The organism is Citrobacter amalonaticus Y19 (assembly GCF_000981805.1).
Taxonomy (GTDB): Bacteria; Pseudomonadota; Gammaproteobacteria; order Enterobacterales; family Enterobacteriaceae; genus Citrobacter_A; species Citrobacter_A amalonaticus_C.
Genome location: NZ_CP011132.1, coordinates 5,199,935 through 5,225,251 on the forward strand (window position 1 = coordinate 5,199,935; position 25,317 = coordinate 5,225,251).

Annotated in this window: 23 protein-coding genes; 14 read left to right on the forward strand and 9 right to left on the reverse strand. The window is 56.1% G+C overall.

The window, feature by feature from the left end:
- Positions 1-3: 3 nt before the first annotated feature.
- The 3 genes from F384_RS24285 to F384_RS24295 are packed head-to-tail and all read right to left on the reverse strand — an operon-like array spanning position 4 to position 3,422.
- On the reverse strand, positions 4-1,071 hold the full coding sequence (locus F384_RS24285; protein WP_046495471.1) for a Gfo/Idh/MocA family protein: 1,068 nt from the start codon (positions 1,069-1,071) through the stop codon (positions 4-6).
- Positions 1,068-2,252: a Gfo/Idh/MocA family protein gene (locus F384_RS24290; RefSeq protein WP_046495475.1), complete on the reverse strand. Its 1,185-nt coding sequence runs from the start codon at positions 2,250-2,252 to the stop codon at positions 1,068-1,070. The genes F384_RS24285 and F384_RS24290 overlap by 4 nt, the downstream gene beginning before the upstream one ends.
- A gap of 15 nt (positions 2,253-2,267) precedes the next feature.
- Positions 2,268-3,422, reverse strand: coding sequence for a Gfo/Idh/MocA family protein (locus F384_RS24295; protein WP_046495479.1), 1,155 nt, complete (start codon positions 3,420-3,422; stop codon positions 2,268-2,270).
- Between the two features lie 190 nt (positions 3,423-3,612).
- Here F384_RS24295 and F384_RS24300 point away from each other — a divergent pair, with 190 nt between their 5' ends.
- The gene (locus F384_RS24300; RefSeq protein ID WP_046495483.1) at positions 3,613-4,668 is read left to right on the forward strand and encodes a LacI family DNA-binding transcriptional regulator; all 1,056 of its coding nucleotides are present in this window, start codon (positions 3,613-3,615) and stop codon (positions 4,666-4,668) included.
- A 2-nt stretch (positions 4,669-4,670) separates the two neighbouring features.
- On the opposite strand, the gene msrA is transcribed toward F384_RS24300, so the two are convergent.
- On the reverse strand, positions 4,671-5,309 hold the full coding sequence (msrA, locus tag F384_RS24305; RefSeq protein WP_046495485.1) for a peptide-methionine (S)-S-oxide reductase MsrA: 639 nt from the start codon (positions 5,307-5,309) through the stop codon (positions 4,671-4,673).
- Between the two features lie 214 nt (positions 5,310-5,523).
- Between msrA and tamA the strand changes: the two genes are divergently transcribed.
- From tamA to F384_RS24320, 3 genes are read left to right on the forward strand one after another with little or no spacing between them, the layout of a single operon-like run.
- Positions 5,524-7,257 carry an autotransporter assembly complex protein TamA gene (gene tamA, locus F384_RS24310; RefSeq protein WP_046495491.1) on the forward strand — a complete coding sequence of 578 codons (1,734 nt, stop codon included), beginning with the start codon at positions 5,524-5,526 and terminating at the stop codon, positions 7,255-7,257.
- A complete protein-coding gene (tamB, locus tag F384_RS24315; protein ID WP_046495498.1) occupies positions 7,254-11,030 on the forward strand; it encodes an autotransporter assembly complex protein TamB in 3,777 nt (1,258 codons plus the stop codon). The genes tamA and tamB overlap by 4 nt, the downstream gene beginning before the upstream one ends.
- 2 nt (positions 11,031-11,032) lie before the next feature.
- Positions 11,033-11,377, forward strand: a complete 345-nt coding sequence (locus F384_RS24320; RefSeq protein ID WP_046495504.1) for a gamma-glutamylcyclotransferase — start codon at positions 11,033-11,035, stop codon at positions 11,375-11,377.
- A gap of 162 nt (positions 11,378-11,539) precedes the next feature.
- On the opposite strand, the gene ppa is transcribed toward F384_RS24320, so the two are convergent.
- The gene (gene ppa / locus F384_RS24325; protein WP_046495507.1) at positions 11,540-12,070 is read right to left on the reverse strand and encodes an inorganic diphosphatase; all 531 of its coding nucleotides are present in this window, start codon (positions 12,068-12,070) and stop codon (positions 11,540-11,542) included.
- A gap of 307 nt (positions 12,071-12,377) precedes the next feature.
- Between ppa and ytfQ the strand changes: the two genes are divergently transcribed.
- The 5 genes from ytfQ (at position 12,378) to F384_RS24350 (ending at position 18,199) form a co-directional block, all read left to right on the forward strand.
- Entirely contained in the window at positions 12,378-13,334 is a 957-nt protein-coding gene (ytfQ, locus tag F384_RS24330; protein WP_042999211.1) for a galactofuranose ABC transporter substrate-binding protein YtfQ, read from the forward strand.
- Between the two features lie 144 nt (positions 13,335-13,478).
- On the forward strand, positions 13,479-14,981 hold the full coding sequence (gene ytfR, locus F384_RS24335) for a galactofuranose ABC transporter, ATP-binding protein YtfR (protein WP_046495510.1): 1,503 nt from the start codon (positions 13,479-13,481) through the stop codon (positions 14,979-14,981).
- Positions 14,982-14,994: 13 nt separating this feature from the next.
- Positions 14,995-16,017, forward strand: a complete 1,023-nt coding sequence (gene ytfT, locus F384_RS24340) for a galactofuranose ABC transporter, ATP-binding protein YtfT (RefSeq protein ID WP_046495514.1) — start codon at positions 14,995-14,997, stop codon at positions 16,015-16,017.
- Positions 16,004-17,005, forward strand: a complete 1,002-nt coding sequence (gene yjfF / locus F384_RS24345) for a galactofuranose ABC transporter, permease protein YjfF (RefSeq protein ID WP_046495520.1) — start codon at positions 16,004-16,006, stop codon at positions 17,003-17,005. The genes ytfT and yjfF overlap by 14 nt, the downstream gene beginning before the upstream one ends.
- 81 nt (positions 17,006-17,086) lie before the next feature.
- Positions 17,087-18,199: a methyl-accepting chemotaxis protein gene (locus F384_RS24350; protein ID WP_080950022.1), complete on the forward strand. Its 1,113-nt coding sequence runs from the start codon at positions 17,087-17,089 to the stop codon at positions 18,197-18,199.
- 234 nt (positions 18,200-18,433) lie between these two features.
- Here the strand turns inward: F384_RS24350 and fbp are convergent, their stop codons facing one another.
- The gene (fbp, locus tag F384_RS24355) at positions 18,434-19,432 is read right to left on the reverse strand and encodes a class 1 fructose-bisphosphatase (protein WP_042321606.1); all 999 of its coding nucleotides are present in this window, start codon (positions 19,430-19,432) and stop codon (positions 18,434-18,436) included.
- A gap of 175 nt (positions 19,433-19,607) precedes the next feature.
- Between fbp and mpl the strand changes: the two genes are divergently transcribed.
- Positions 19,608-20,987, forward strand: coding sequence for a UDP-N-acetylmuramate:L-alanyl-gamma-D-glutamyl-meso-diaminopimelate ligase (gene mpl / locus F384_RS24360; protein WP_046495525.1), 1,380 nt, complete (start codon positions 19,608-19,610; stop codon positions 20,985-20,987).
- A gap of 96 nt (positions 20,988-21,083) precedes the next feature.
- Here the strand turns inward: mpl and yjgA are convergent, their stop codons facing one another.
- Positions 21,084-21,635 (reverse strand): ribosome biogenesis factor YjgA, encoded by a 552-nt coding sequence (yjgA, locus tag F384_RS24365; protein WP_046495529.1) that lies wholly within the window; start codon positions 21,633-21,635, stop codon positions 21,084-21,086.
- 93 nt (positions 21,636-21,728) lie between these two features.
- Here yjgA and pmbA point away from each other — a divergent pair, with 93 nt between their 5' ends.
- Both pmbA and cybC read left to right on the forward strand, forming a co-directional pair.
- A complete protein-coding gene (gene pmbA / locus F384_RS24370) occupies positions 21,729-23,081 on the forward strand; it encodes a metalloprotease PmbA (RefSeq protein WP_046495531.1) in 1,353 nt (450 codons plus the stop codon).
- A 53-nt stretch (positions 23,082-23,134) separates the two neighbouring features.
- Entirely contained in the window at positions 23,135-23,524 is a 390-nt protein-coding gene (cybC, locus tag F384_RS24375; protein WP_046495534.1) for a cytochrome b562, read from the forward strand.
- Positions 23,525-23,568: 44 nt separating this feature from the next.
- Here cybC and F384_RS24380 read toward each other — a convergent pair whose 3' ends face one another.
- Both F384_RS24380 and F384_RS24385 read right to left on the reverse strand, forming a co-directional pair.
- Positions 23,569-23,859: a helix-turn-helix domain-containing protein gene (locus F384_RS24380; RefSeq protein ID WP_193388310.1), complete on the reverse strand. Its 291-nt coding sequence runs from the start codon at positions 23,857-23,859 to the stop codon at positions 23,569-23,571.
- Complete coding sequence (locus tag F384_RS24385; protein WP_046495537.1) at positions 23,843-24,169, reverse strand: type II toxin-antitoxin system RelE/ParE family toxin; 327 nt, start codon at positions 24,167-24,169, stop codon at positions 23,843-23,845. Before F384_RS24385 ends, F384_RS24380 begins: the two co-directional genes overlap by 17 nt.
- Before the next feature lie 435 nt (positions 24,170-24,604).
- On the opposite strand from F384_RS24385, the gene F384_RS24390 reads away from it, so the two are divergent.
- Positions 24,605-24,943, forward strand: coding sequence for a glycine dehydrogenase (locus F384_RS24390; RefSeq protein WP_162200254.1), 339 nt, complete (start codon positions 24,605-24,607; stop codon positions 24,941-24,943).
- Positions 24,944-24,954: 11 nt separating this feature from the next.
- Positions 24,955-25,317: an SFCGS family glycine-rich protein gene (locus F384_RS24395; protein WP_012134368.1), complete on the forward strand. Its 363-nt coding sequence runs from the start codon at positions 24,955-24,957 to the stop codon at positions 25,315-25,317.

The following is a 25,317-nucleotide window of genomic DNA, read 5'->3' on the forward strand; positions in this document are numbered from 1 at the left end:
CCGTCATGCGCTCGCGTTTGCCCGCATCTGTGCCTTAACGCACAGCTCCGCCGCTTTAAAGGCATGTTCCTGCGTCATGGCGTTTTCAGTACGCCGGATACAGTCGAGGATAAGCTGGCCAAAGTACGGAAAGCCCACCTTGCCGGCTACGGGATAACGAAATTCCCCCTCTTTGTTGACCAGATAAACCACATCCTGCTCGCCGCGAGTGAGATCGACATATTTGCGGATTTCGATATAGCCCTCGGTGCCGAGCAGCGTCAGGCGGCCATCGCCCCAGGTCGAGAGGCCGCCTGGTGTGAACCAGTCGCAGCGAAAGTAGCCCGTTGCGCCGTTGTCGCCCGCCAGCATGGCGTCGCCAAAATCTTCAAACTGTGGATACTGCGGGTGATTCACGTTGCGTACCTGGCTTGCCACAATATGCGCGTCGCGGTTGCCGGTATAGAACAGAAACTGTTCTATCTGATGGCTGCCGATGTCGCAGAGAATGCCGCCGAAATAGCGACGCTCATAAAACCAGTCCGGGCGACCGCTGCCTTCACGGTGTGGGCCGGTGCCGAGAGTTTGGATAACCCGGCCAATCGCCCCCTGTTTGATCAGATCACCTACAAAGACAGCGCTTTCCACATGCAGACGTTCGCTGTAGTAGACGGCGTATTTACGTCCGGTTTTTGCCACCATCGCTTTGGCGTCTTCCAGTTGCTCCAGCGTAGTCAACGGCGCTTTGTCGGTGAAATAGTCTTTCCCTGCGGCCATCACCTTCAGCCCTAGCGGGCAGCGTTCGGAAGGGATCGCCGCGCCAGCGACCAGGTTTACCGTGGCGTCGTTAAGGATCGTTGCCAGCGAATCCGCGACCTGCGCCTGTGGGTACTGCTGTAAAAAGCTCGCCACTTTTGCCGGGTCCGGGTCGTATACCCATTTCAGCGTCGCACCCGCCTCAATCAACCCGTTGCACATGCCATAGATATGGCCGTGATCGAGGGCCGCTGCGGCAATGATAAATTCGCCGGGCTTGACGACCGGCTGTGGTTTGCCGGTTGGGGCATAGTTCATTCCGTCATGCTTATTCATTCTTCCACTCCTGAATCTAAGTCTTTACCCAGCGGGATCGCGCCTACCTCGGCAAAATTGCTCACCGAGGCGGATTTCTCATAAAAATGTGGAGCCTTTTGGAGCAGGCCGCCCGTGCGATAAAACGCGTCGTCGCGTTGAACAGGCAGGGTCACCACCGAACGGACGATCGCCGATTTATAGATAGCGGTGATCAGTTCCAGCGAGCGTTTGCCCTGTTCGCCATCCACCAGCGGTTCGATCTCCTTTTCAATGGCGGTTAACACGTTGTCAATTTGCCCGGTATGCAGCGTCCATTTCAGGGCCGGGGTGGCGTGAAACCGCGTCGTCAGGCTGTCTTCTCGTGCAGAATCGTTTTCAGCCTGCGGGAAACCATTGTCTGCGGACTGGCTGGCGAACACTTTCCACGGCGCGGAAATGCGCGCCTTCTCGCCCTGAATCACAATTTTCTGGTCTTCACCGTGATGCACCACCGAAGCAGTCAGTTGGGTCAGCGCGCCATTGGGATAGCGGAAGATGGCGGCGCTGAGATCTTCCACTTCCGCATTGTCGTGGGCGACGTTGGCCATCATCGCCACCACTTCGCTGGGAAAGCCGAGCATCCACTGGATGGCGTCAATATGGTGCACTGCGTGGTTGAGCGTGCAGCCACCGCCTTCTTTCTCCCACGTACCGCGCCACCACAGGTCGTAGTAGCAGTGTCCGCGCCACCAGAAGGAATCCACCTGAGCGTGACAAATCTTGCCCGCAAGGCCGGAATCCACCGCCGTTTTCAAACGCCAGAAGGCGTCGGTAAAACGGTTTTGCGCGATGACCGACAGGGTTTTGCCGCTCGCCCGTTGTGCGGCAATCATCGCGTCGCACTCTTCCAGCGACGCCGCCATCGGTTTTTCGCAGAGGACATGTTTGCCGCGACTCAGGGCATTGATGGCGATTTCCGCATGGACGTAGGGCGGTGTGCAGACATCCACCAGGTCAACCGCCGTCCCAGCTTCCAGCATTGCCTGATGGCTGGCGTAAACTCGTGCGTCGTGCAGTCCGTAACGCGCTTTTTTCTCTTCGGCCTTTTCGGGAAAAATATCCACCAGGGCGACAATTCGACAGCGCTCAGGAAACGTCAGATAGCCCTGAATGTGCTGATGCGAGATATTCCCCGTTCCGACAATCGCGATGTTCAGCATAATCACTCCCCGCCGTTACCAGGTTCCGGAGGCGTCCAGCGTGCGGCTGGCAACCGTTTTTTCGACCGATGACGCAATATGTTCCTGCAACAGCTGGTAGTAGCGCTGCTCGTCAATGGGCAGCGTGACCCAGTCGTCCGTCCAGGTGGAGAGGTGCATCGCATTGGAAAGCGTCAGGCCGTGAATGCCCTCCTGACCGGGGGCGATGAGCGGTTCGCCATGCAGGATGGCGGCGGTGAAATTGCGGGTAATCACAACGTGTTCGCTACACTCCGGGGCGGTGGGGATGGAGACTTCCCAGCACTCCGGCTCGCCGAAGCCGTTTTGCCAGCGGGCGTTAAATTCCGTTTCGGATTCGCGTAACCGCCAGAAGCGCAGGCGGCCCTCTTCGACGACCACTTTGCCGCGATCGCCGACAATCTCCAGGCGGTTGGTGCCCGGCGCTTCGGCGGTCGTGGTGATGAAGACCCCCGTTGCTCCATTCGCGTACTCGGCATACGCCGTCACCTCGTTTTCGACTTCAATCTGCCGATGTTTACCGAACTTGCAGAAAGCGCGCATCCGCACGGGCATACCGACCAGCCACTGCCAGAGATCGAGCTGGTGCGGATCCTGGTTTAGCAACACGCCGCCCCCTTCACCCTTCCAGGTGGCGCGCCAGCCGCCGGAGTTGTAGTAACTCTGCGAGCGATACCAGTTGGTGATTATCCAGTTGGAGCGGCGCAGTTCGCCCAGTTCACCGCTGTCGATCAGGTCTTTCACCTTCTGATACAGCGGGTTAGGGCGCTGGTTGTACATCATGCTGAAGACCACGTCGCACTCGCGGGCGCAGGCGTTCATCTCCTTAACCTGAGCGGTGTAGACGCCGGCGGGTTTCTCACAGAGCGTGTGGATCCCCTGACGCATGGCCATGATGGACAGCCCTGGATGATCGTAGTGCGGCGTCGCGACAATGACGGCGTCGATCAGTCCGCTCTCCAGCATGTCGCGCGCGTCGCTGAACAGCGTCACGGAATCGCCCACCAACTGGCGGATGGCGGCATGCTTAGCGGCGTTGTTGTCGCACACGGCGGTCAGGCAGGCGTCATTCACGGTTCCCGCCAGCAGATAACGGGCATGGACGGTACCGATGTTGCCCACGCCAATAATGCCAAAACGTACTTTTTTCATGTCATGCCTTATTCAGGAACAAGGAGGGATAAGCGGAACATAAGAAACGCCTGGAAGGTCGACAACGGGATTTTGTGAGAGCGCTTGCAGGACGCAAAAGAAGTTAGCGAGCTAATTAAAAAGGTGTTTTAGAATCAACGAAGTATGTCTGCAAAAATTTGCAAAGATACATTGCGAGCGAGGTCACAGAATGCCGGGCAAGCTGAAAATGGATGAAATTGCCGCCTTAACGGGCTTCTCAGTGAGTACCGTTTCGCGGGTGCTAAGCGGGAAGTCCTACACCAGCGACAAGGCGCGTGAGGCAATAGTGAAATGTGCGCGACAACTGGGTGTCCTCGACTCACTCGCCAGCGGACGACTGTTGATTAACGGTATCGCCGTCTTTGCCCCGCAGCGCACGTTCACGGCGCAGGGTGACGCTTTCTACCTTGAAGTGACGCGCGGTATTGCTGAGGCAGTCGCTGCACACGATGTCTGGGTGAGCTATTGCGGGCTGGATGAGCAGCGTGCGGATATCAAAGCTTTTCTGGAAAAGGCTAACCATAAGAACATCAATGCCATCATTTTGATTGGCATTGATGATCCGACAATCCACAAGCTGGCACTGTCGCTGGAGAAGCCCTGTGTGTTGATCAACACGCAGGACAGGGAGGGACTGCTGGATTCGGTGTCGCCGGACCATCGGGCGATTGGCAACCGGGCGACGCAGTATCTGTTCGATCAAGGGCACCGGCGCATTCTCAACGTCACCAGTCTGCGGCGGGAGACGATGTACTGGCGGCTGGAAGGTATCAAGGAAGTCTATCGTCAGTACCAGATCCCATTTGATACCCATTGCGATCTGCTGGTGACGGAAGGGTTCAGTGCGGAGGAGTCGGAGCAGGCGATGGGCGAATGGCTGCGCGATACGCCGCGTCACGACTGGCCGGAAGTGATTTTCTGCGCTGGCGCGTCGATGTCCACCGGCATCCTGCGCGTATTGAACGCCCACGGGGTGCGCGTTCCGCAAGAGATGTCGCTGATGACCACGGGCGTACAGGAACTGGATGCCCGCATCGTGGCGACAGTGAGCAGCATGACCATTCCCTGCCGGGCGCTGGGCGTGGAGGCAGTGCATCTGCTGCAACACCGCCTGAACCGACCCGGTGCGCCGGTGTTTAATCTGTTGCTGAAAGGGATGCTTTCACAGAAAGGGACTGTTGCCAGCGCCACGCGGCATGCGGCCCGCGTGACGGTGGAACGCTAATCTTACGCGTCAGGGGGTAAACAGACGCCAATCCCGCCGATCCCGCAGTAGCCGTACGGATTTTTGTGCAGATACTGCTGGTGGTCGTCTTCAGCGTAATAAAACGGTGTCGCGTTGCTGATTTCGGTGGTGATGTGGCGCTCGTCGCCTGCCGCGTGCATGGCGGCCTGGAAGCGCTCAACGCTGGCGCGAGCGGCGCTGTCCTGCTCCGGTGTCAGCGGATAAATGGCCGAACGATACTGGGTGCCGTGGTCGTTACCCTGTTGCATGCCCTGTGCCGGATCGTGGTTTTCCCAGAAAACCTGTAGCAACTGTTCGTAGCTGATGACCGCCGGATCGTACACCACGCGCACCGCTTCGGCGTGGCCCGTTTCGCCGGAACAGACTTCCCGGTAGGTGGGATTCGGCGTGTAGCCGCCGGTGTACCCCGCTGCCGTGCTGTAAACGCCGGGCAACTGCCAGAACAACCGTTCTACGCCCCAGAAACAGCCCATCGCGAAAATCGCGATTTCCATCCCTTCGGGGACGTTCGTCATCGAATGTTCGTTGACGGCATGCAGCGTCGCCACGGGCATCGGGGTATTGCGCCCAGGTAATGCATCCGACGGTGAAATCAGGTGCTTTTTATCAAATAGACTCATGGTGCGGTTCTCCCGAAAATCAGTAATTGGGGTTAAGGTTGTAACAAGACGCGTATTTGCACACAATAACCGTTAGGAATGCGTCTACAGTAAACATAAGAAATATTTGGGTAGTCGTCTGTTTTTCAATCCCAGTTGTTGGGTTTTTGTTAAGCCGTGGATCGGCGTTATGATTTTTTCCAGGGGTGGAAATAAGGGATATTCAGGAGAAAAAGTGCCACATATTCGTCAGTTATGCTGGGTGAGCCTGTTGTGTTTAAGCAGTTCTGCCTTTGCCGCGAACGTCCGTCTACAGGTCGAAGGGCTATCGGGAGAACTGGAGAAAAACGTCCGGGCACAACTCTCAACCATCCAGGGTGATGAAGTCACGCCGGACCGACGTTTTCGTGCGCGCGTGGATGACGCCATCCGCGAAGGGTTAAAGGCACTCGGCTATTACGAACCAACCATTGATTTCGATCTGCGTCCGCCTCCGGCGAAAGGGCGTCAGGTGCTGGTGGCCAAAGTGACGCCCGGTGAACCGGTGCGCATTGGCGGAACAGAAGTCATTTTACGCGGCGGCGCGCGTACCGACAGAGATTATCTGGATCTGCTGAAAACGCGTCCGGCGATCGGTACGGTGCTCGATCATGGGGACTATGACAGCTTCAAAAAGTCATTAACCAGCGTGGCGCTACGTAAAGGGTATTTCGACAGCGAATTTAATAAGAGCCAGTTGGGTATTGCGCTCGATCGCCATCAGGCGTTCTGGGATATCGATTACAACAGCGGCGAACGTTATCGCTTTGGTCACGTCTCCTTTGAAGGCTCGCAGATCCGCGAGGAGTACCTGCAAAACCTGGTGCCGTTTAAAGAAGGGGATGCGTACGAGTCGAAAGATCTCGGCGAACTGAACCGCCGACTCTCGGCGACCGGCTGGTTTAACTCCGTGGTTGTCGCGCCCGAATTCGATAAAGCGCGGAAAACCAAAGTGTTGCCGCTGAAGGGGGTGGTGTCGCCGCGAACGGAAAACACCATTGAGACCGGGGGGGGCTATTCCACCGACGTGGGGCCGCGTGTGAAGACTACGTGGAAAAAGCCGTGGATGAACGCTTACGGCCACAGCCTGACGACCAGCGCCAGTATCTCGTCACCTGAACAGCAGCTGGATTTCAGCTATAAAATGCCGCTGCTGAAGAACCCGCTGGAGCAATACTATCTGGTGCAGGGCGGTTTTAAGCGTACCGATCTTAACGATACCGAACAGGACTCCACCACGCTTGCGGTTTCCCGCTACTGGGATCTTTCCAGCGGCTGGCAGCGCGCCATTAACCTGCGCTGGAGTCTCGACCACTTTACGCAGGGGGAGGTGACGAACACCACCATGCTGCTTTATCCCGGCGTGATGATCAGCCGTACCCGCTCGCGCGGCGGCCTGATGCCCACCTGGGGCGACTCCCAGCGTTACTCCATTGATTACTCCAACACCGCCTGGGGCTCTGACGTCGACTTCTCGGTCTTTCAGGCGCAAAACGTCTGGATCCGTTCCCTGTACGATCGCCATCGTTTCGTGATGCGCGGCAACCTAGGCTGGATTGAAACCGGCGATTTCGACAAAGTGCCGCCAGACCTGCGTTTCTTCGCCGGGGGCGACCGCAGTATTCGCGGCTATAAATACAAATCCATTTCGCCAGAATACAGCAATGGTGACCTGAAAGGGGCCTCGAAACTGGCGACCGGGTCGCTGGAGTACCAGTACAACGTCACCGGAAAATGGTGGGGGGCGATGTTTGTCGATAGCGGTGAAGCGGTCAGCGATATCCGTAAGAGTGATTTCAAAACCGGCGCCGGGGTGGGCGTACGCTGGCAGTCTCCGGTCGGGCCAATTAAGCTCGATTTTGCCGTTCCGGTCGGCGACAAAGATGAACACGGTTTACAGTTTTACATCGGTCTGGGGCCTGAATTATGAGTTTATGGAAGAAGATAAGCCTCGGCGTACTGATTTTTATCCTGCTGTTGCTGGGCACGGTGGCGTTTCTGGTTGGAACAACAACCGGCCTGCATCTGATCTTCAATGCGGCGAATCGCTGGGTGCCGGGGCTGGAAATCGGCCAGGTCACCGGCGGCTGGCGCGATTTGTCACTGAAAAATATCCGTTTTGACCAGCCCGGCGTGGCGGTTAATGCGGGTGAAGTGCATCTGGCCGTGGGACTGGATTGCCTGTGGAACAGCAGTTTGTGTGTGAACGATTTGTCGCTCAAAGACATCAATGTGGCAATCGACAGTAAAAAAATGCCGCCGTCCGCGCCGGTCGAAGAAGAAGAGAGCGGGCCGCTGAATCTCTCCACGCCGTATCCGGTCACGCTTTCCCGTGTGGCGCTGAATAACGTCAATATTAAAATTGATGACACAACCGTGTCGGTGATGGCGTTTACCTCCGGTCTGCACTGGCAGGAGAAGGACCTGACCCTGAAGCCCACGTCGTTACAGGGATTGCTGATAGCGCTGCCGAAAGTGGCGGAGGTCGCTCAGGAAGAAGTGGTCGAGCCGAAGATCCAGAACCCGCAGCCGGATGAAAAACCGCTCGGCGAAACGCTGAAAGATCTGTTCTCGAAGCCGGTTCTGCCGGAGATGACGGACGTGCACCTGCCGCTCAATCTCAATATTGAAACGTTCAAAGGCGAGCAACTGCGCATCACCGGTGATACTGACCTGACGGTGCATAACCTGCTGCTGAAGGTGAGTAGCATTGATGGCAACATGAAGCTCGATGCGTTGGACGTTGACTCTAACCAGGGCACGGTGAACGCCAGCGGGACGGCCCAGTTAACCGACAACTGGCCGGTAGACATCACCCTGAACAGCACGCTGAACATGGACCCGCTGAAAGGCGAGAAGGTGAAGCTGAAAGTGGGCGGGGCGCTACGTGAACAACTGGAAGTGGGCGTGAACCTCTCCGGGCCGGTGGCGTTGGATCTGCGTGCCCAGACGCGTCTGGCGGAAGCCGGGCTGCCGCTGAATCTGGAGGTGGTCAGTCAGCAGGTTTACTGGCCGTTTACCGGCGACAAGCAGTTCCAGGCCGACGATATCAAACTCAAGCTCACCGGCAAGATGACGGACTATACGTTGTCGATGCGTGCGGCGGTGAAAGGACAGGATATCCCGCCAGCGACCATCACGCTCGATGCGAAGGGCAACGAACAGCAGATTAATCTCGACAAGCTCAGCGTGGCTGCGCTGGAAGGGAAAACCGAACTGAAGGCGCTGGTGGACTGGCAGCAGGCGATCAGCTGGCGAGGCGAATTGACGCTGGACGGTATCAATACGGCGAAAGAGGTGCCCGACTGGCCGTCGAAGCTCAATGGGTTGATTAAAACCCGGGGCAGTCTGTACGGCGGAACCTGGCAGATGGACGTGCCAGAACTCAAGCTGACCGGTAACGTTAAGCAGAACAAGGTTAACGTTAATGGGTCGCTGAAAGGCAACAGCTATATGCAGTGGACCATTCCGGGGCTGCATCTGGAACTGGGGCCAAACAGCGCCGACGTGAAAGGCGAGCTGGGCGTGAAAGATCTCAATCTGGATGCGACCATCGACGCGCCGGGACTGGACAACGCATTGCCGGGACTCGGCGGTACGGCAAAAGGGCTGGTCAACGTCCGTGGTACGGTTGACGCTCCGCAACTGCTGGCGGATATCACTGCCCGTGGGCTGCGCTGGCAGGAACTGTCCGTTGCCCAGGTGCGCGTGGAAGGCGACATTAAATCGACCGACCAGATTGCCGGTAACCTCAACGTGCGGGTTGAACGCATTTCGCAGCCTGACATAAACATCAGCCTCGTGACGCTGAACGCCAAAGGGAGCGAGAAGCAACATGAACTGCAACTGCGCGTTCAGGGCGAGCCGGTCTCCGGTCAGCTTGATCTGACCGGGAGCTTTGATCGTAAAGAAGAACGCTGGAAAGGCTCGTTGAGCAATACGCGCTTCCAGACGCCGGTTGGGCCATTAACCCTGACCCGCGCCATCGCGCTCGACTACCGTAACCAGGAGCAGAAAATCAGCATCGGGCCACACTGCTGGACAAACCCGAATGCTGAACTGTGCGTGCCGCAAACTATTGATGCCGGTGCCGAAGGGCGGGCGGTGGTGAATCTCAACCGCTTTGACCTGGCGATGCTGAAACCGTTTATGCCGGAGGCGACTCAGGCCAGCGGCGTATTCACCGGCAAAGCGGACGTGTCGTGGGACACTACCAAAGAAGGGTTGCCGCAGGGCAACGTCACGCTCTCCGGGCGTAACGTGAAGGTGACGCAGACGGTCAACGACGCGCCGCTGCCGCTGGCGTTCGATACCCTGAACGTGACGGCCGACTTGCGCAACAATCGTGCGGAACTGGGCTGGTTGATTCGCCTGACCAATAACGGTCAGCTTGATGGCCAGGTGCAGGTAACCGATCCGCAGGGGCGTCGCAATCTGGGCGGCAACGTCAATATTCGCAACGTCAATCTTGCGATGGTAAACCCGATCTTCGCGCGTGGTGAGAAGGCCGCAGGTATGCTGAGCGCCAATCTGCGTCTGGGCGGTGATGTGCAGAGCCCGCAGATGTTTGGGCAATTGCAACTGAGCGGGTTGGATATCGACGGCAACTTTATGCCGTTTGATATGCAGCCGAGCCAACTGGCGATGAACTTCAACGGTACGCGATCGACGCTTGCCGGAGTGATACGAACCCAGCAGGGGCAGATCAACCTGAGCGGCGACGCCGACTGGAGCCAGATCGATAACTGGCGCGCGCGCGTGGCGGCGAAAGGTAGCCGGGTACGCATCACCGTGCCGCCGATGGTGCGCCTCGATGTGTCTCCGGATGTGGTATTCGAGGCGACGCCGAATCTGTTTACGCTGGACGGACGGGTGGACGTGCCGTGGGCGCGTATTGTGGTACACGACCTGCCAGAGAGCGCCGTGGGCGTTTCGAGCGACGAAGTGATGCTCAATAATGACCTGCAGCCTGAGAAGCCGCAGAGTGCCGGGATCCCTATCAACAGCAATCTGATTGTCCACGTCGGTAACAACGTGCGGATGGATGCGTTTGGTCTGAAAGCCCGTCTGACGGGCGATCTGAATGTGGTGCAGGATAAGCAAGGGCTGGGACTTAACGGACAGATCAACATTCCGGACGGTCGCTTCCACGCCTACGGTCAGGATCTGATTGTGCGTAAAGGCGAACTGTTGTTCTCGGGGCCGCCGGACCAACCGTTGCTGAATATTGAGGCTATTCGTAACCCGGAGGCGACAGAGGATGAGGTGATCGCCGGCGTTCGCGTCACCGGAACGGCTGATGAACCGAAGGCTGAGATCTTCTCTGACCCGGCGATGTCGCAGCAGGAAGCGCTCTCTTATCTGCTGCGCGGCCAGGGGTTGAGCAGCGATCAGAGCGACAGTGCGGCAATGACCTCAATGCTTATTGGCCTGGGGGTTGCACAAAGTGGTCAGGTTGTGGGTAAAATCGGGGAGACATTTGGCGTAAGCAATCTGGCACTGGACACGCAGGGGGTGGGCGACTCCTCCCAGGTCGTGGTCAGCGGATACGTACTGCCTGGTCTGCAGGTGAAATATGGTGTGGGTATATTTGACTCGCTGGCGACACTCACGTTACGTTATCGCCTGATGCCTAAGCTATATCTGGAAGCTGTGTCTGGCGTAGATCAGGCACTGGATTTGCTCTATCAGTTTGAGTTTTAGCAATGCGAATATTTGTCTACGGCAGTTTACGAACCAAACAAGGCAACAGCCACTGGATGACCAACGCCCAGTTGCTGGGAAATTACAGTATCGATAACTACCAGTTGTACAGTCTGGGCCACTATCCAGGCGCAGTTCCGGGAGACGGAACGGTACACGGTGAGGTTTATCGTATTGATAATGCGACTCTGGCCGAGCTGGATGCTTTGCGCACCCGCGGCGGTGAATACGCACGCCAGTTGATCCAGACGCCGTACGGCAGTGCATGGATGTACGTGTACCAGCGCCCGGTGGACGGATTAACGCTGATCGACAGCGGTAACTGGTTAGACCGAGACCAGTACTGATACCCCACGCCACCTTCGGGTGGCGTTGTTTTTTGCGAGGTCGCTCGCATTCCCGATTGCCAGCCTTTCGGTGTTCTTTCCCGCCCTTTTGCCAAAACGCAGGCATAAAAAAACCCTTACTGACCGGAACCCGGCGTTCAGGGTTTTCAGCGTTCAGCGAACTTATTTCTTCGCGGCGCGCTCGAAGGAGGCAATGATTTCAGCTTTAGCGGCTTCTGCGTTGTCCCAACCGTCCACTTTCACCCACTTGCCTTTTTCGAGATCTTTGTAGTGCTCGAAGAAGTGCGTGATCTGTGCTTTCAGCAGTTCCGGCAGGTCGTTCACATCGTTAATGTGATCGTACTCTTTGCTCAGTTTGGTGTGCGGCACGGCAACCAGTTTCGCATCTTCACCGGATTCGTCGGTCATTTTCAGTACGCCAACCGGACGGCAGCGGATCACGGAGCCCGGTTCCAGCGGATACGGGGTCGGGACCAGAACGTCAACCGGGTCACCGTCCAGAGACAGGGTGTGGTTGATGTAACCGTAGTTGCACGGATAGAACATCGCAGTGGACATGAAGCGGTCAACGAACAGTGCGCCGCTCTCTTTGTCGACTTCGTATTTGATCGGATCTGCGTTAGCCGGGATCTCGATAACAACGTAGATATCTTCCGGCAGGTCTTTACCGGCCGGGACGTTGAGTAAGCTCATGTCTGTTTCCTTTAACTGTGTCGTAAACAAGTGGCGAGTATTATAGCGATCTCGCGCCGAATGTCTTCGCCTGATTTTGTTTTCACTCGCCTCGTACCGGTCTTTTCAGACCACTCGCATGACAGGAATATCCATAACCACAGCCGCATTTTTCATAGGTAAATGGAAGCGATTACAAACTTGTGATTAACGTTCTATTTACTTTTTTGAAGTGTGATGTAACGCAATCCGTTACATGCTCGATTGTCTATAGTTTTTTCGCGACTGTTTCTTAACCAACAATAACCTACCCTACGAGGACACAGTTATGTGGAAGCGCTTACTTATCGTCACAGCAGTTTCGGCAGCCATGTCGTCTATGGCCATGGCCGCCCCATTAACCGTAGGATTTTCGCAGGTCGGCTCTGAGTCCGGCTGGCGCGCCGCAGAGACCAACGTGGCGAAAAGCGAGGCCGAGAAGCGCGGCATTACGCTGAAAATCGCTGACGGTCAGCAAAAGCAGGAAAACCAGATTAAAGCCGTGCGTTCATTTGTCGCTCAGGGCGTTGATGCCATCTTCATTGCGCCGGTGGTCGCGACAGGATGGGAGCCAGTGCTGAAGGAAGCGAAAGATGCCGAGATCCCGGTCTTCCTGCTTGACCGTTCCATCGATGTAAAAGACAAATCTCTCTATATGACCACCGTTACCGCCAACAACGTGCTGGAAGGCCAACTGATCGGTGACTGGCTGATCAAAGAGGTGAATGGCAAGCCGTGTAATGTGGTTGAGTTGCAGGGCACCGTCGGCGCCAGCGTGGCCATTGACCGTAAGAAAGGGTTTGCTGAGGCCATCGCCAAAGCGCCAAACATCAAAATCATCCGTTCCCAGTCCGGTGACTTCACCCGCAGTAAAGGTAAAGAGGTCATGGAAAGCTTTATCAAAGCGGAGAACAACGGCAAGAACATCTGCATGGTTTATGCCCATAACGATGACATGGTGATCGGGGCTATCCAGGCTATCAAAGAAGCGGGGCTGAAACCGGGCAAAGATATTCTGACCGGTTCTATCGACGGCGTACCGGACATCTATAAAGCGATGATTGACGGTGAAGCGAACGCCAGCGTTGAACTGACGCCGAACATGGCAGGCCCAGCCTTCGACGCACTCGAGAAATTCAAGAAAGATGGCACGATGCCTGAGAAGGTCACTATCACCAAATCGACGCTGTACCTGCCGGATACCGCGAAAGAAGAGTTAGAGAAGAAGAAAAACATGGGTTACTAAGTCCGGGCTAGCACGGGCGGCGTACCTTATACCGTAGGCCTGATAAGCGAAGCGCCATCAGGCAATGTTCTGCCGGATGGCGGCGTAACCGCCTTATCCGGCCTACGGATCTACGGGGCCACACTCTTGTCGCGGAGGGCAATTATGATCGCGGAACAACACCAGGAGATCCTCCGTACAGAGGGATTAAGTAAATTCTTTCCTGGCGTCAAGGCGCTGGATAATGTCGATTTCAGCCTGCGTCGCGGGGAAATCATGGCGCTGCTCGGCGAGAACGGCGCCGGAAAATCCACGCTCATCAAAGCACTGACCGGCGTCTATCACGCCGATCGCGGTACCATCTGGCTGGAAGGCAGTGCCATCTCCCCCAGAAATACTGCTCATGCTCAACAACTGGGCATTGGCACGGTGTACCAGGAAGTGAACCTGCTGCCAAATATGTCGGTGGCGGATAATCTGTTTATTGGTCGTGAGCCGCGTCGTTTTGGCCTGCTGCGGCGCAAAGAGATGGAAAAGCGCGCCACGGAACTGATGGCGTCTTACGGTTTTTCCCTCGATGTGCGCGAACCGCTGAACCGCTATTCGGTGGCGATGCAGCAGATCGTGGCGATCTGCCGGGCGATCGATCTTTCCGCCAAAGTCCTGATCCTCGATGAACCCACCGCCAGCCTCGATACACAAGAGGTTGAGATGCTGTTCGGCCTGATGCGTCATCTGCGCGATCGCGGCGTGAGTCTGATCTTCGTTACCCATTTTCTCGATCAGGTCTACCAGGTCAGCGATCGGATCACCGTCCTGCGTAACGGTGGTTTTGTCGGCTGCCGTGAAACCCGTGAGCTGCCGCAGATAGAACTGGTCAAAATGATGCTGGGACGCGAGCTGGACACCCATGCGCTACAGCGCGCGGGACGCACCTTGCTGAGCGACAAACCGGTTGCCGCGTTCAAAAATTTCGGCAAGAAGGGGATTATCTCCCCGTTCGATCTCGACGTCCGTCCCGGTGAGATAGTCGGTCTGGCTGGACTGCTCGGTTCCGGACGTACCGAAACGGCTGAGGTGATCTTCGGCATCAAACCGGCGGACAGCGGCAGCGCGCAGATCAAAGGCAAAACGCAGACGCTGCGATCTCCTCATCAGGCGTCATGTCTGGGGATCGGTTTTTGCCCGGAGGACAGGAAAACGGACGGTATTATTGCCGCTGCCTCGGTGCGGGAAAACATTATCCTGGCGCTACAGGCCCAGCGGGGCTGGCTACGGCCGATTGCGCGCAAAGAACAAAACGACATTGCCGAGCGGTTTATCCGCCAGCTTGGCATTCGCACCCCCAGCGCAGAACAGCCGATCGAGTTTCTCTCCGGCGGCAACCAGCAAAAAGTGCTGCTGTCGCGCTGGCTGCTGACCAAACCGCAGTTTCTGATCCTCGATGAGCCGACGCGCGGGATTGACGTAGGGGCGCATGCCGAGATCATCCGCCTGATCGAAACCCTGTGCGCTGATGGTCTGGCGCTACTGGTGATCTCCTCGGAACTGGAGGAACTGGTGGGCTATGCGGATCGGGTGATCATCATGCGTGACCGCAAACAGGTGGCGGAGATCCCGCTGGCTGAACTGTCCGTTCCGGCGATCATGAACGCCATCGCGGCGTAAGGAGACTTTTGTGATGCCCCAATCTCTCCCGCAGACCACACCGCCGAAGCGACGCTTTCGCTGGCCGACCGGCATGCCGCAACTGATTGCGCTGCTGCTGGTGCTGCTGGTGGACAGTCTGGTCGCCCCTCATTTTTATCAGATTGTGTTGCAGGATGGGCGTCTGTTCGGCAGTCCCATCGATATCCTGAATCGTGCCGCCCCCGTCGCCTTGCTGGCAATAGGGATGACGCTGGTGATTGCCACGGGCGGCATTGACCTTTCCGTTGGCGCGGTGATGGCGATTGCCGGAGCCACGACCGCCGCGATGACCGTCGCGGGGCATAGTTTGCCGGTGGTGCTGCTCGCCGCACTGGGGACTGGCGTGCTGGCTGGCCTGTGGAACGGCGTCCTGGTCGCTATCCTCAAAATCCAGCCGTTTGTCGCCACGCTGATCCTGATGGTGGCTGGTCGCGGCGTGGCGCAACTGATCACCTCCGGACAGATTGTCACCTTCGATTCGCCCATGCTCTCCTGGTTCGGTAGCGGTTCGCTGCTGCTGTTTCCCACGCCGGTCATTATCGCGCTGATCACGCTGGTGCTGTTCTGGCTGCTGACCCGGCGAACGGCGCTCGGGATGTTTATTGAAGCGGTGGGGATTAACATCCGGGCGGCGAAAAATGCCGGGGTGAACACGCGGGTGATCGTCATGCTCACCTACGTGCTGAGCGGACTGTGCGCGGCGATTGCCGGGATTATCGTCACGGCGGATATTCGCGGTGCCGATGCCAACAACGCCGGATTGTGGCTGGAGCTGGACGCCATTCTGGCGGTGGTGATCGGCGGCGGTTCCCTGATGGGCGGGCGTTTTAATTTGCTGCTGTCGGTCGTGGGCGCGCTGATCATCCAGGGGATGAACACCGGGATCCTGTTGTCCGGATTCCCGCCGGAGATGAACCAGGTGGTCAAAGCCATCGTGGTGCTGTGCGTACTGATCGTGCAGTCACAGCGCTTTATCAGTCTGCTAAAAGGAGTGCGTGGTCGTGATAAAACGTAATTTACCGTTAATGATCACCCTCGGGGTTTTCGTGCTGGGCTATCTCTACTGCCTGACCCAGTTTCCCGGCTTTGCCTCCACGCGGGTTATCTGCAACATCCTGACCGATAACGCCTTTCTGGGGATCATCGCCGTGGGGATGACCTTCGTGATCCTCTCCGGCGGGATCGATCTCTCCGTTGGATCGGTTATCGCCTTCACCGGCGTATTCCTGGCGAAGGCCATCGGCTATTGGGGGATCTCGCCGCTGCTGGCGTTTCCGCTGGTACTGGCGATGGGCTGTGCGTTTGGCGCGTTCATGGGGTTATTGATTGATGCGCTAAAGATCCCGGCCTTTATCATCACGCTTGCCGGTATGTTCTTCCTGCGCGGGGTCAGTTACCTGGTGTCGGAAGAGTCGATCCCGATTAACCATCCCATTTACGACACGCTTTCCAGTCTGGCGTGGAAAATCCCCGGCGGCGGTCGCCTGAGCGCGATGGGGCTGCTGATGCTGGCGGTGGTCGTGATAGGTATTTTCCTTGCGCACCGCACCCGGTTTGGCAATCAGGTGTATGCCATTGGCGGGAATGCGATATCGGCGAACCTGATGGGGATTTCCACCCGCAGCACGACGATTCGCATCTATATGCTGTCGACCGGGCTGGCGACGCTGGCCGGGATTGTCTTTTCAATCTACACCCAGGCCGGCTACGCGCTGGCGGGGGTCGGCGTGGAGCTGGACGCCATCGCGTCGGTGGTGATCGGCGGCACGTTGCTGAGTGGTGGGGTGGGTACGGTTCTTGGAACGCTGTTTGGCGTGGCGATTCAGGGACTGATCCAGACCTACATTAACTTCGATGGCACGCTCAGTTCATGGTGGACGAAAATTGCCATTGGCGTTTTGTTATTTATTTTCATTGCGTTGCAGCGTGGCCTGACGGTGCTCTGGGAAAATCGACAGAGTTCGCCGGTGACGCGGGTCGCCCCGACGGCGACGCCGAAGTGAGACGCAGATTTTACTTAAACACCTAAACTTTTTCCGGTTGTTGTCGATAGTTTCTGTATATCTTACAACCGGAAAATAACGATGCCAAAATCCCTCTCCCTACGAAATACCCTGTTGGTTTTATTGTCGCTTATTACCCTGTTACTACTGCTAACAGGCGGCATGGGGATTTACGCCTCAACGCGTATCATTACCTCATGGATCTATTACGGGGTGATGACCGCGACGACGCTGACGGCCATCGCCCTGTTGGCGGTGGTCTGGCTGTTACTGCGCAATAAGCTCCTGAAACCGCTCGATAATGTGGTTGAACAACTCGAACGCCTGGCGACAGGGGATTTGTCGGCGGCGGAAAGCCGCTATGCCAGTGCCGAGTTTAATCGCCTGCAGGCCGCGCTCGAAGGGATGCGCGTGGCGCTGAGCGAGTCCGTCAAACGCGTACGCGATGCCAGTTCGCAGATCGATACCGGCAGTCGTGAACTGACGGCGGGCAACATTCATCTGGCGACACGCACCGAATCGACCGCGACCTCGCTGGAACAAACCGCCGCCAGCATGGAAGAGCTCACCGCGACGGTGAAACAGAATGCGGAAAACGCCGATCAGGCGCATCAACTGGCGAAATCGGTCTCTGATACCGCCGATCGCGGCAGTGAAATGGTGTGCTATGTCATTGAAAAAATGCGCGACATCTCCGGCAGTTCTAACCGTATTGCCGATATTCTTGGCGTGATCGACGGGATTGCGTTCCAGACTAATATTCTGGCGCTGAACGCCTCGGTGGAAGCGGCGCGCGCGGGAGAGCAGGGACGCGGTTTTGCCGTGGTGGCAGGCGAAGTGCGCAATCTGGCCAGCCGCAGCGCAGAGGCCGCGAAAGAGATCCGCACGCTCATCGGCGATTCGCAGTCGCAGGTCGGTGAGGGCAGCGATCTGGCGATGCAGGCGGGTGAAACAATGGATGAGATTGCCAGCGAAGTGATGCGGATGACCAAACTGATGCGGGAAATTGCCAGCGCGTCGCAGGAGCAGAGTCGCGGTATCGAACAGGTGAATATTGCGGTGAGCCAGATGGATGAAACGGCGCAGCAGAATGCGGCCCTGGTGCAACAATCCTCGGCGGCAACGCGATCGCTTGAAGAGCAGTCGCACGCGCTTATTGAAGCGATGGCGTCGTTTAAATTGCAGACCGCCTGATGTGAAATGCCGGATGACGACGTTGACACGTCTTATCCGGCCTACGCAGCTATTGTAGGCCGGATAAGCGCTAGCGCCATCCGAAGAGCAGTCGCACGCGCTTATTGAAGCGATGGTGTCGTTTAAATTGCAGACCGCCTGATGTGAAATGCCGGATGACGACGTTGACACGTCTTATCCGGCCTATGCAGCTATTGTAGGCCGGATAAGCGCTAGCGCCATCCGGCAAGGGTTTTACGCGTCCGGGAACTCCCGGATAAAGCGTTCCACATCTTCAACCATATGGTTGTTGCCAACGAAGAACGAACGGCGCTGGTGCAGGCTTTCCGGGGTAATATCCAGAATACGCTCTTTTCCGTCGCTCGCTTTACCGCCGGCTTGCTCTGCGAGGAATGCCATCGGGTTGCACTCATACAGCAGACGCAGTTTTCCTTCCGGGTGGCTGGCGGTGCTTGGGTAGAGATAAATCCCGCCTTTCAGCAGGTTACGGTGGAAGTCAGCAACCAGTGAGCCGATGTAGCGCGAGGTGTACGGGCGCTGTGTGGATTTATCCTCTTCCTGGCAGAATTTGATGTACTTCTTCACACCGTTCGGGAATTTAATGTAGTTGCCTTCGTTGATGGAGTAGGTGTTGCCTTTCTCCGGGAAGCGCATACGCTCCTGACACAGGCAGAACACGCCCAGCGACGGATCGTAGGTAAAAGCGTGAACACCGCAGCCGGTAGTGTAAACCAGCATGGTGGAGGAGCCGTAAACCACGTAACCCGCAGCAACCTGTTTGTTGCCCGGTTGCAGGAAATCTTCTTCTGTGACCGGTGTGCCGACAGGCGTCACGCGGCGGTAGATAGAGAAAATGGTCCCCACAGAGACGTTAACATCGATGTTGGACGATCCATCCAGCGGATCCATCAGCACCACGTATTTCGCGTGTTCACAGCCTTCGAAAACGACGATTTCATCTTCTTCTTCAGAGGCAATACCCGCGACGATATCACGCGCCTTGAGTGCAGCTTTCAGTTTTTCGTTCGCGAACAGGTCGAGTTTCTGCTGAACCTCGCCCTGTACGTTCTCAGCACCGCTGGCACCCAGGATATCGACCAGACCGGCCTTGTTGATATCGCGGTGGATGATCTTGGCGCCCAGCTTTATTGCCGACAACAACGCAGTGAGCTCACCTGTAGCATGAGAGAACTCGTGCTGCTTCTCGACAATAAATTCACCTAACGTTTTCATAACACTTTCCCTGCAATTAATATGGAGTAAAGCGACCGTAACAATCTTAACAAATATTTCAGTGGCTGCGCTCAGGTGAATCGCGCCAGCAAACTACGGATTATCCTGAAATGCGTTTCTCACTTGCCTGACATATGCGTAAAATGCCCCCTGGGTTAATTTAGGATAGTGACGTATGCGCATTCATATTTTGGGAATTTGTGGCACGTTCATGGGCGGTCTGGCGATGCTGGCGCGCTCGCTCGGTCATGAAGTAACGGGTTCGGACGCCAATGTGTATCCGCCGATGAGCACCTTACTTGAGAACCAGGGCATCTCCCTGATTCAGGGTTATGACCCCAGTCAGCTTGTTCCGCAACCGGACCTGGTGATCATTGGCAATGCCATGACCCGTGGAAATCCGTGCGTTGAGGCGGTGCTGGAAAAAAACATTCCGTTCATGTCCGGTCCGCAGTGGCTGCATGACTTTGTGTTGCGCGATCGTTGGGTGCTGGCCGTCGCGGGAACGCACGGTAAAACCACCACCGCGGGCATGGCGACCTGGATTCTGGACGTCTGCGGTTATAAGCCAGGTTTTGTGATTGGCGGTGTGCCGGGGAATTTTGACGTTTCTGCGCGTCTGGGCGAAAGCGACTTCTTCGTGATTGAAGCGGATGAGTACGACTGCGCCTTCTTCGATAAACGCTCTAAATTCGTACATTACTGCCCGCGCACGCTGATCCTCAACAACCTTGAGTTTGATCATGCGGATATCTTTGACGATCTGAAAGCGATCCAGAAGCAGTTCCACCACCTGGTCCGTATCGTGCCGGGTCAGGGACGGATCATCTACCCGGAACACGACATCAATCTGAAACAGACGATGGCGATGGGATGCTGGAGCGAACAGGAACTGGTGGGCGATCAGGGCCACTGGCAGGCGAAAAAGCTGAACGTCGATGCCTCGGAATGGGAAGTGTGGCTGGACGGTGAGAAGGTCGGTGAAGTGAAGTGGTCGCTGGTTGGCGAACACAACATGCACAACGGTCTGATGGCCATTGCCGCGGCCCGTCACGTTGGCGTGCAGCCGGGCGATGCGGCCAATGCGCTGGGATCGTTCATCAACGCCCGTCGTCGTCTTGAACTGCGCGGCGAAGCGAACGGCGTCACGGTCTATGATGATTTCGCACATCACCCGACGGCGATTCTGGCAACGCTTGCGGCGCTGCGCGGCAAAGTAGGCGGCACGGCACGCATTATCGCCGTACTGGAGCCGCGTTCTAACACCATGAAGATGGGGCTGTCCAAAGACGATCTTGCACCGTCATTAGGTCGTGCGGATGAAGTGTATCTGCTACAGCCGCCGCATATTCCGTGGCAGGTAGCGGAAGTGGCGGAAGCCTGCGTCCAGCCAGCTCACTGGAGTGGTGATGTGGATACGCTGGCAGAGATGATCGTGAAAACGGCGCAACCTGGCGATCACATTCTGGTGATGAGTAACGGCGGGTTTGGTGGTATTCACCAAAAACTGCTGGATGGTCTGGCGAAAAAAGCCGAAGCGCAGGCCGAAGAGTAAGAAAAATGCCCGGTGGCGCTGACGCTTACCGGGCCTACGAGCTTGTAGGCCGGATAAGACGTTCGCGTCGCTATCCGGCATGCACGCCGGGTTAAATTACGCGTCGTTTTCTGCCAGTTCGCGCAGATACTGGAAGATCTGACGCGCGGATTTCGGCGGTTTATTCCCTTCTTTCTCTTTCTTCGCATTGCGGATCAGCGAGCGAAGCTGCTGGCGGTCGGCATTTGGCCACAGGTTCAGCACTTCCTCTACCGCGTCATCCCCTTCGTCAATCAGACGATCGCGCAGATGCTCAAGCTTGTGAAACAGCACCACCTGCTGGTTGTGGCGGTTTTTCAGCTTGTCCAGCGCCTGGCGAATAGGATCAACCTCACGTTGGCGCAGCATTTTACCAATCAACTGCAACTGGCGGCGGCGACCTTCCATTTTGATCCGCTGGGCCAGCTCAATGGCGGCGCGCAGGTCCGCATCAAGCGGGATTTTATCCAGCGCGTTTTTCCCCAGATCCACCAGTTCCGCGCCCAGGCGTTTGAGCTCCTCGGCGTCGCGTTTAATTTCACTTTTACTGACCCAGATAATTTCATCGTCTTCGTCTTCGATGTCATCACCGGGAACGTCGTCGAGCCAGTCTTCGGGCTGCTTAGTCATGTCAGGCTCCTTAAAAAAAGAGGCTAATGTTACCAGTTAAGATGCGCACTGAAAAACGGTTCTCTGTTAGACTTCAGAGAAACTCTCTACATTATGGCATTTGCGATGAAAGTAATCTCACAAGTTGAAGCGCAGCGTAAGATTCTGGAAGAAGCGGTCTCGACGGCGCTGGAGTTAGCCTCAGGCAAATCGGACGGGGCGGAAGTCGCCGTAAGCAAAACGACCGGCATCAGTGTCAGCACCCGTTATGGTGAAGTGGAGAATGTCGAATTCAATAGCGATGGCGCGCTGGGGATTACCGTCTACCATCAAAACCGTAAAGGCAGTGCTTCATCGACTGATTTAAGTCCGCAGGCGATTGCCCGCACCGTTCAGGCGGCGCTGGATATCGCGCGCTACACCTCGCCGGACCCGTGTGCTGGCGTGGCCGATAAAGAATTGCTGGCCTTTGACGCGCCGGATCTGGACCTGTTTCACCCGGCTGAGGTTTCTCCGGATGAAGCCATCGAACTGGCAGCGCGTGCCGAGCAAGCTTCTTTGCAGGCCGATAAACGTATCACCAATACGGAAGGTGGCAGCTTTAACAGCCACTATGGCATTAAAGTGTTCGGCAACAGCCACGGCATGTTGCAGGGCTATTGTTCCACCCGTCATTCGCTTTCCAGCTGCGTGATTGCCGAAGAAAACGGCGATATGGAGCGCGATTACGCCTACACGATTGGCCGTGCGATGGGCGATCTGCAAACGCCGGAATGGGTTGGCGCAGACTGTGCTCGCCGCACGTTATCCCGCCTGTCGCCGCGTAAACTCTCGACGATGAAAGCACCGGTCATTTTTGCCAACGAAGTGGCGACCGGGCTGTTTGGTCACCTGGTCGGCGCGATTGCAGGGGGCTCGGTGTATCGCAAATCCACTTTCCTGCTGGATTCGCTGGGAAAACAAATTCTGCCCGAATGGTTAACCATTGAGGAGCATCCGCATCTGCTAAAAGGACTGGCCTCCTCACCGTTCGACAGCGAAGGCGTGCGTACGGAACGTCGCGATATCGTGAAAGACGGTGTGCTGACCCAGTGGCTGCTAACCAACTATTCCGCACGTAAGCTGGGGCTGAAAAGCACCGGTCATGCAGGCGGCATTCATAACTGGCGCATTGCCGGACAGGGGCTGAGCTTTGAGCAGATGCTTAAAGAGATGGGCACTGGACTGGTGGTCACCGAACTGATGGGCCAGGGCGTGAGCGGCATTACCGGGGATTACTCCCGTGGCGCGGCGGGTTTCTGGGTCGAAAACGGGGAAATTCAATACCCTGTAAGCGAAATTACCATCGCCGGAAATTTAAAAGAGATGTGGCGCAATATTGTCACCGTCGGTAACGATATTGAAACACGTAGCAATATACAGTGTGGTTCAGTTCTGTTGCCGGAGATGAAAATCGCCGGACAATAATCCCTAATGGCGCGACCTGCCGCGCTAAAACAATAAAAAAGAGGAAGTGAGCAATGCGAAAAAAACTACTGGCGATGCTGGCGGTCTCCACTCTGGTATTGAGTTCGGCAACGGCGTTCGCCGCTGAACTCGAAGACAATATGGAAACCCTTAACGATAACCTGAAGGTGATTGAAAAGGCGGATAACGCGACACAAGTGACTGATGCGTTAACCAAAATGCGCGTCGCCGCGCTGGATGCCCAGAAAGCCACACCGCCAAAGCTGGAAAGCAAAGCCTCCGACAGCCCGGAAATGAAAGATTTTCGTCATGGTTTTGACGTCCTGGTCGGTCAGATCGACGGCGCGCTGAAGCTGGCGAACGAAGGGAAAGTTAAAGAGGCACAGGCCGCGGCGGAAGCGTTCAAAACCACCCGCAACGCCTACCACAAGAAGTATCGTTAATCGTCTTGCTCACCTGATGTCTCATGTGGACATCAGGTGAATCATCACAGGATAATTTGCGGATGTTTAATTCCGCAGGCTCTGGCGTAACGGACAATCGTTTCCAGACTGGCCTTGATAATATTTGCTTCCATTCTGGATACGGTCGGCGGCGTTACTCCCATTCTTTCTGCAACCTGGGCACGAGTTAATCCTGCATGCTTACGCCACTCTGCGAGCATAGCTTGTAGACGGACTTTCCGCTCTTCCGCTTCCATTGCGGCTTGTACTTCAGGATCGGACATCAGGTCTGCTCTGACGTCGTCCCAGGCGACACTTTTAGTTTTCTTGGTCATTGAGCATCTCCTCCAGCCTTTTGAAGGCTAACATCATTTCTTGCTTGGGCGTTTTCTGCGTTTTCTTAATGAACACGCGTAACAGATAGATGGTTTTGCCTTTCTGATAGACATACAGACCACGACCTATCTCGGTTCCCATTGTGCGAATCTCAAACAGACCTGCACCGAGAGGTTTGCTGTCGGGTTCCCGTAGTGCTGTTGCATTGATTTGTAACTTATCAATTAAGCGAATCATTTTTGCCCTGACGGTGGGCGGCAAACCGGTCAGTTCGCTGGCAACGTCGACATGCAACAGGATGGTAAACACGGCATCTCTCCCTGATTAAATATTAGCATAAAAGCTAAATTAGCTTTTATGCTAATTTAGGTGTTTCCTCTTTATAAAGGGGAGGTATAACAATCACCGTATCTTCCTGTAATGACGACTTCCGCGCCAGAGTAAGGCTTAGCCCCTGCGTAGTACCTCGCAGAGATTCGTCATAAGTCTTTTGGATACTACCGTCGAAAATCGTTCTTTGCTCACAGTTTCAGACTTTCTTCTCTGCTGGAGTCGCAATGAAACACCCTCGATATCTGTGAAAGAAATCACACTTTCCCAGCGATAAATCATCAAAACCGCCTTTTCTGTGGAACAGATCACTATTGCCACTCGCCTTTCCACTTCGAAGTGGAAAACAACTCGCTACAAACTTTTTACCCCCACCGCTAGTTTTAACTCAGAGCCATTAACGGGGTAAGACGAGTGAATAACGGAGCAGTAATGAACGACATGGGGGACCAGGTGGCGCAGATTGGTGAACTGGCCGATCGCATGCTGGCGCAAGTGTATGCCTTGCTGCGTGAACATCACATCATTCCCAACGCCGTACAGGAACAAATGCTGACGTCTCACGTTCGCGCCATGGCGCACCGGTCAGTGACCGGAGAGCCTTTGCCGGAAGTGGAAGCCAGTTTGTTTGATGAAATTTCAGCCGATTCAATGGCGCTTGCCCGCGACGTGGTCGCAGCGTTTGGCAACCTTCCCGAGGAAGAGGCCTGGCTGCTGTCCGTCCACTTTGAAGTCGCGAAAGACAACCTTTAAGGAGTAACAACATGGAACAGATTACAGTCGTGATTGGCGATCGTCTGGGGAAAGGCCAGAAAGTGGCGGCAGGCGTCGAGAAAGCCGGTGGTCGTGCAGTGGTAGTACCGGGCGTCGCCGCGGATATGAAACTGGGGGACGTGATGAAAGCGGAAAACGCCACGTTCGGCATCTCTTTTTGCGGCAGCGGCGGCGCGGGCGCTATCACCGCACAGAACAAATACGGCTACAAAGCCAAATACGGGATGCGCTCTGTGGATGAAGGCGTAACGGCGATTAACGAAGGCTGCAACGTGCTGGGCTTCGGCTTTATGGATAAAGAAGAGCTCGGTGAGCGTCTGGTTCAGGCCTGGCAGAAAAAATACGGCGCGTAA